Here is a 6,146-nt window from a genome sequence, read left to right on the forward strand (position 1 = left end):
GACGCGCCAGAACGCGCCACACTGTCGGGATGACCATGCAGCCAGACACCCCGGCGCAGCGGCAGGCGGCGGCCTTCGACCAGATCGGCGCCAGGTACGACGAGGCGTTCCCCCACAAGCAGGGCCAGCTCGAGGCGGGCGACTGGCTTGCCACACAACTACCCGCCGGTGGCCGGGTGCTGGACGCCGGCTGCGGCACCGGCGTGCCCACGGCGCGGCGTCTGCACGAGGCCGGTCACGCGGTGACCGGCGTGGACATCTCCGCGGGGATGCTCGACCTGGCCAGGCAGAACGTACCTGACGCCGACTTCCGGCAGCTCGACGTGCTCGACCTGGACGCTTCGCTCGGCACCTTCGACGCGGTCGTGGCGTTCTTCGCGCTGCTCATGCTGCTCCGCGCGGACGTACCGACGGCACTGCAGCGGCTGCGCGACGTGCTCTCACCCGGCGGGCTGCTTGCGCTCGCCATGGTGGAGGCCGACCTCGACGACGTCCCGATCCCGTTCCTCGGCAACACGTTGCGCGTCACCGGCTATCCACGCGACGAGCTGTGCGCACTGGTGACCGCGGCCGGCTTCGACGTCCTCGACCTGCGCGAGTACGCGTACGAACCGGCCACGCCGGACGCACCGCCCGAGGTGCAGCTGTTCCTCTACTGCCGCCGCGCCGAGGCGGCCAACCGTAGCTCCAGCATGTCCACGTAGTGGTCGATCGCTGCCTGCACCGCGGTCCGGTCGCCGGTGGCGAGCAGGTCGAGCAGCAGCCCGCGGGTGACGGCGACCTGCAGCCGTGCCTGCGCCTGCGCGGTCTCCGGGTCGAAGCCGGCGCGCTCGCACAGCTCGGTCAGCGGCGGCAGCCACGACGCCACGATCCCGTCGAGCAGCGGCGCGGCCGCCGGGTCGCCCTGCAGCGCCCGGCCGTAGAGCTCGAAGAACAGCCGCTCGTACGGCGCCTGCGACGTGTCCACGAAGCGGCGCCACAGCCTGCGCATCACGTCGAGCGGCTCCTCGTCGCCGGCCCCCTGCAGCAGCTCGGCGAACGCGGCGCGCTGCCGCTGCTCCACCGCGCGCACGACCTCGACCAGCAACCCGTCCCGCGACCCGAAGTGGTAGATCAGCATCCGGTGGCTGGTGCCGAGCGCGGTCGCGAGCTGCCGCAGGCTTACCGCGCCGAGCCCGTGCTCGGCGACGTACGCGGTGGCGGCCGCAAGCAACCGCTCCCGCGGCGACCCGGCTGCGGAGGTAGGCATGTACCACATGGTACAGACCCGCCGGGGAACGCGGCCGGTAAGCGTCAGCCGATGCCTTCCCGGTGCAGCCGGGCGAACTCCAGATGCCGCTCGTACTGGTCGAGGATGTCGTCCATCAGCTGACCGTGCGTATAGCCCATCACGTCGTAGTCTTGGCCACCCTCGGTCAGGTGCACCTCGAGCCGATAGTAGAAGTTGCTGCCGGGCTGGAACCGAACTCCGTACGACGGGATACCGCACTTCTGCGGTGAGATCCGGTAGACGAACGGCGGTTCCTCGCCCAGGCCCGCCCGCAGCTCGACGTACGCGGCGTCCTGGTCGCCCGTCCCGTCGTGCACGGTTGCCTCGACGCCGTGCTCGCGCAGCTCGTCGGTGACCTGAGAGACCGCGGGAAGCGCGGTCGCGCCGAGGAACTGCACTGCTGCCGCATAGGTGGGGAAGTCCATGCTGCGCCGCAGTCGCCGCCGCCATTCTCCGGTGGGCGCCCGGTCGGCACCGTCGGTGCCGCGCCCGGACAGCGAGCCGGGCAGGCTGCGCTGGTGGCTGTCCGCGCGGTACCCCTCCACGCGTAGCGCCTTGTACAGACCGAGCATGACCAGCACGAGCACGAACGCGAACGGCAGGCCCATGATGATGGTGGCGTTCTGCAGTGCCGGCACCCCTCCGACGATCAGCATCGCCAGGGTGAGCAACCCGGTGGCCGTGGCCCAGAAGATGCGCAGCGGTGGAGGAGCGTCGTCCTGCGGGGTCTTCCGGTACGAGGTGAGGTCGCCCATCACCAGCGCACCGGAGTCGGCGGACGTGACGTAGAACAACAGCCCGACGAACGTCGCCACCGAGGCGACGACTCCGAACGCCGGGTACTCGGCCAGCAGGTCGTAGAACCCACGGGCGGGGTTGTCGACCGCCGTCTCGCCGAACCCCTCGTTCCCGCCCCGCACGACCGACAGAGCGCTGTTACCGAAGATCGACACCCACATGACGATGTAGAAGAACGGGATGGTGAGCGTTCCCACGACGAACTGGCGGATGGTGCGCCCACGGGAGATACGTGCCAGGAACAGCCCCACGAAGGAGGCCCAGGCGATCCACCACGCCCAGAAGAACAGGGTCCAGGTGTTGAGCCACGCCGTGGGTTGGGTGAAGGCGAAGGTCTCCAGCGTCTTGTCGGCGAAGGTGGCGACGTAGTTGCCGATGTCTTGCACGAACGCGTTGAGCAGGAAGGCGGTACGCCCACTGACCAGAAGGAAGAGTGCCAGCACGATCGCCAGCAGTACGTTGAGCTGGGACAGGCGACGGATGCCCCGGTCGACCCCGGTCACCGCGGAGACGGTGGCCATGATGATGGCGAGGACGACGAGGCCGGTCTGCGCACCCAGGCCCTCAGGGATACCGAACAGGGCCGTCAGCCCGTAGTTGAGCAACACCACACCGATGCCCAGCGACGTCGCGATGCCGAAGATCGTGCCGAGCACGGCGGCCAGGTCGACGCCGTGCCCGAGGGGACCGTAGATGCGCCGGCCGGCAAGCGGATAGAGCGCCGAGCGGATGCTCAACGGCAGGTTCATGCGGTACGCGAAGTAGGCCAACGCCATCCCCATCAACGCGTACATACCCCATCCGGTGATCCCGTAGTGGAACAACGTCCACACGGTGGCCTGCCTGGCGGCCTCCACGGTCTCGCCCTGACCCGCCGGCGGGTCGAGGTACTGCGTGACGGGTTCGGCGACCGAGAAGAACATCACGTCGGTACCAATACCGGCGGCGAACAGCATGGCGGCCCAGGAGAACGTGCCGAACTCGGGTTTGGAGTGCTGTGGCCCCAGCTTCGTCTTGCCGTATCGCGAGAACGCGAGGACCAGTACGAAGACGAGGATCACCGTCGCGAGCAGGATGTAGAACCAGCCGAACCAGCGCGACGCCCAACCCACGACGACGCCTATCGCCGCGGCAGCAGCGCTCGGGGCGACCATCGACCAGACGGCGATCGCGAGGATACCGGCCGACGAGCCGACGAAGACGACCCAGTTGACGCGAGTGGCGGGTTCGGTGGGCGGCGCGGCCTGTTCTGTCTGGCTCATGACGTCGCTCCTGTGGCGGTCGCGTTGCGTGGGTCGCCGGGCGGATACAGCGGGCTGTTGTCCCGGAATCGGTAGTACGGGACGTCCACGGGCGCGGGCGGGGTGTTGCCCTGGACCAGGTCCGCCGACTTCTCGGCGAGCATCATCACCGGCGCGTAGATGTTGCCGTTGGAGATGTAGGGCATCACGGACGCGTCGACCACGCGGAGACCCTCGATGCCGTGTACCCGCATGCTGGCCGGGTCGACGACGCTGCGCTCGTCGGTACCCATCCGCGCAGTGCAGGACGGATGCAGCGCCGTCTCCGCGTCGCGCGCCACCCAGTCGAGGATCTGCTGCTCGGTCTCGACCGAAGGGCCCGGCGAGATCTCACCGTCGTTGAACGGGTCGAACGCCGACTGGGACATGATCTGGCGCGCCGCGGTCACCATCTCGACCCACTCGCGCCGGTCGTTCTCGGTCGACAGGTAGCTGAACTGCAGCGCCGGATGCTCGAACGGGTCGGTGGAGCGCAACCGCACCGTTCCCCGGCAGTCCGAGGTCATCGGACCGATGTGTACCTGGTAGCCGTGCTCGGCAGCTGGCCTCGACCCGTCGTACCGGATGGCGACCGGCAAGAAGTGGAACATCAGGTTCGGGTAGTCGACGCGGTCATTGCTACGGACGAAGCCGCCGGCCTCGAAGTGGTTCGACGCACCCACCCCCTTCCGCATCAGCAGCCACTCCGCACCGATCCGCGGCTTGTGCCGGTGCCTGAGCCACGGCGCGAGCGACACCGGCTGCTTGGACGCGTACTGCACGTACACCTCGAGGTGGTCTTGCAGGTTCTCCCCGACGCCCGGCAGGTCCGCGACCACGTCGATGCCGAGCGCCCGGAGGTCGTTGCCGTTGCCGATGCCGGACAGCTGCAGCAGCTGCGGTGAGTTGATCGCTCCGCCGCACAGGATGACCTCGCCGGCCCGCACCGTGCGGCGCACCCGGCCGGCGCGGACGTAGTCCACTCCGACGACGCGCGTACCCTCGACGACGAGCCGCGTCGCGTGTGCCAGCGTCTCGACGCGCAGGTTGGGTCGGCCCATCACCGGGTGGAGATACGCTCGCGCGGCGCTGAGCCTGCGCCCGCGGTGCACGTTGCGGTCGAACGGCGCGAAGCCTTCCTGTCGGTACCCGTTCACGTCGTCGGTGAGCGGATATCCGGCCTGCTGGACCGCCTCGAAGAACGCACCGAACAGCGGGGTGGTCGCCGGACCGCGCTCCAGGACGAGCGGGCCGCTGCCGCCCCGCCACTGGTCCGCACCCGCCAGGCACGTCTCCATCCGTTTGAAGTAAGGCAGGCAGTGGCCATAGCCCCACTGCTCCATGCCCGGGTCGGCGGCCCATCGCTCGAAGTCCATCGGGTTGCCCCGCTGGAAGATCATCCCGTTGATGCTGCTCGAACCGCCGAGCACCTTGCCGCGCGCGTGGTACACCCGCCGGCCACCCATGTGCGGCTCGGGCTCGGACTCGTACTTCCAGTCGTACAACCGGTTGCCGATCGGGTAGGGCAACGCGGCCGGCATGTGGACGAATGGGTCGACCTTGAAGTCACTGCGGCCGGCCTCGAGGACCAGTACCGAGGTCGACCGGTCGGCACTGAGCCTGTTCGCCAGGGCCGACCCGGCCGACCCACCACCTACGATGACGAAGTCGACGTGCCTGGTCACTAGAACCTCCCTCGTCCGCACCGAACCGGCTGGACGGGATGCCGAGCAGCCGGCCGAAGTGTCGTGGTCTCGGGCCTCCGCTTCACTCACCGGCCAGCCGCCGGCGGTCCGGGTCCAGTAGGCGGCGCACGCCTCGGGCGGGTCGCCTACCCAGGATGGTAGGGCCGCCAGGGGCGTTGGGCCAGACTGCCGAACGGTGTGTACCATCTGGTACGTGTACCAAGAGGTACACACCGCTGGGAGGCCCGCGATGAGAAGGCAGGAGATCGACGTCCGCGTACACACAGCCGCCACCCCGGCGACCGTGTACGCACTGCTGCGCGCCGGCGCCAGCTGGCCGACCTGGTCCCCCGTCGACAGCTACGAGTCGGAGACGCCGGTCGACGGCGACCCGGACGCCGCCGGCGCCATCCGCGTCTTCCGCACGAAGCGCTGGTCAGGCACCGTGGTGAACCGCGAGCAGGTGCTCGAGCTGGTACCGAACGAGCGCGTCAGCTACACGACCCTGTCCGGCCTACCGATCCGCGACTACCGCGCCGACATCACCCTCACCCCGGACACCAACGGCACCGCGATCCACTGGCACTCCACCTTCTATCCGAAGCTGCCAGGCACCGGCGGCATGCTCAAACGCACCCTGGGCACCTTCATCGAGACCACCGCCCGCGGCCTAGCCGCACACGCCGCCCGCAACACGCCCACACCGTGACAGCGCCCGCAGGCCAACCGGTAGCCTGGTCACCAGAGTTGCCCTCGTAGCTCAGGGGATAGAGCAACGGTTTCCTAAACCGTGTGTCGCAGGTTCGATTCCTGCCGGGGGCGCTACACAGACGGTCCCAGGTTCCCGCTTGTCGATGGCGGTTGAGCCCGTTTCGGGTCGATTATCGCCGCCCATTGGTGTGGGTTGGGCGAGCGCTGTGGTGCTGGTGGCGGCGACGGTGTCGATGGTGGTGCCGGTGAGGGTGATCTTGTCGCACGGTCAGGTAGAGGATCTTCATCGCGGCCTGCTCAGTGGGGAAGTGCCCGCGACGCCGGACGGCCTGCCGGAACCGCGAGTTCAGGCTCTCTATCCCGTTCGTGGTGTAGATCAGCTTCCTGATCGGTAGTGGAAAG

General features: G+C 68.8%; 5 protein-coding genes, 1 tRNA gene and 1 pseudogene. 3 read left to right on the top strand and 4 right to left on the bottom strand.

Annotated elements, in window-relative coordinates; genetic code table 11:
• The first annotated feature begins 29 nt into the window (after positions 1-29).
• Positions 30-704: a methyltransferase domain-containing protein gene (locus tag GEV07_19660; protein ID MQA04838.1), complete on the top strand. Its 675-nt coding sequence runs from the start codon at positions 30-32 to the stop codon at positions 702-704.
• Here the strand turns inward: GEV07_19660 and GEV07_19665 are convergent.
• Genes GEV07_19665 through betA form a run of 3 tightly spaced genes read right to left on the bottom strand, consistent with a single transcriptional unit; the run spans position 653 to position 5,240 of the window.
• Positions 653-1,258, bottom strand: coding sequence for a TetR family transcriptional regulator (locus GEV07_19665; GenBank protein MQA04839.1), 606 nt, complete (start codon positions 1,256-1,258; stop codon positions 653-655). The two genes, GEV07_19660 and GEV07_19665, sit on opposite strands and share 52 nt — an antisense overlap.
• A gap of 35 nt (positions 1,259-1,293) precedes the next feature.
• Positions 1,294-3,330 (bottom strand): BCCT family transporter, encoded by a 2,037-nt coding sequence (locus GEV07_19670; protein ID MQA04840.1) that lies wholly within the window; start codon positions 3,328-3,330, stop codon positions 1,294-1,296.
• A complete protein-coding gene (gene betA / locus GEV07_19675) occupies positions 3,327-5,240 on the bottom strand; it encodes a choline dehydrogenase (protein ID MQA04841.1) in 1,914 nt (637 codons plus the stop codon). Before betA ends, GEV07_19670 begins: the two co-directional genes overlap by 4 nt.
• A 43-nt stretch (positions 5,241-5,283) precedes the next feature.
• On the opposite strand from betA, the gene GEV07_19680 reads away from it, so the two are divergent.
• Together GEV07_19680 and GEV07_19685 are read left to right on the top strand one after the other, a co-directional pair.
• Positions 5,284-5,742 (top strand): SRPBCC family protein, encoded by a 459-nt coding sequence (locus GEV07_19680; protein ID MQA04842.1) that lies wholly within the window; start codon positions 5,284-5,286, stop codon positions 5,740-5,742.
• Between the two features lie 40 nt (positions 5,743-5,782).
• Positions 5,783-5,855 (top strand) — tRNA-Arg (locus GEV07_19685).
• Between the two features lie 158 nt (positions 5,856-6,013).
• Here GEV07_19685 and GEV07_19690 read toward each other — a convergent pair.
• Positions 6,014-6,146 (bottom strand): annotated as a pseudogene (locus tag GEV07_19690) (IS256 family transposase).

The organism is Streptosporangiales bacterium, from assembly GCA_009379825.1.
Taxonomy (GTDB): Bacteria; Actinomycetota; Actinomycetes; order Streptosporangiales; family WHST01; genus WHST01.

Bases quoted from the DNA above. Each gene is read 5' to 3' on its own strand.
- betA (MQA04841.1), bottom strand. From the start codon at position 5,240: ATGGTACACACCGTTCGGCAGTCTGGCCCAACGCCCCTGGCGGCCCTA.
- GEV07_19665 (MQA04839.1), bottom strand. From the start codon at position 1,258: ATGTGGTACATGCCTACCTCCGCAGCCGGGTCGCCGCGGGAGCGGTTG.
- GEV07_19670 (MQA04840.1), bottom strand. From the start codon at position 3,330: ATGAGCCAGACAGAACAGGCCGCGCCGCCCACCGAACCCGCCACTCGC.
- GEV07_19660 (MQA04838.1), top strand. From the start codon at position 30: ATGACCATGCAGCCAGACACCCCGGCGCAGCGGCAGGCGGCGGCCTTC.
- GEV07_19680 (MQA04842.1), top strand. From the start codon at position 5,284: ATGAGAAGGCAGGAGATCGACGTCCGCGTACACACAGCCGCCACCCCG.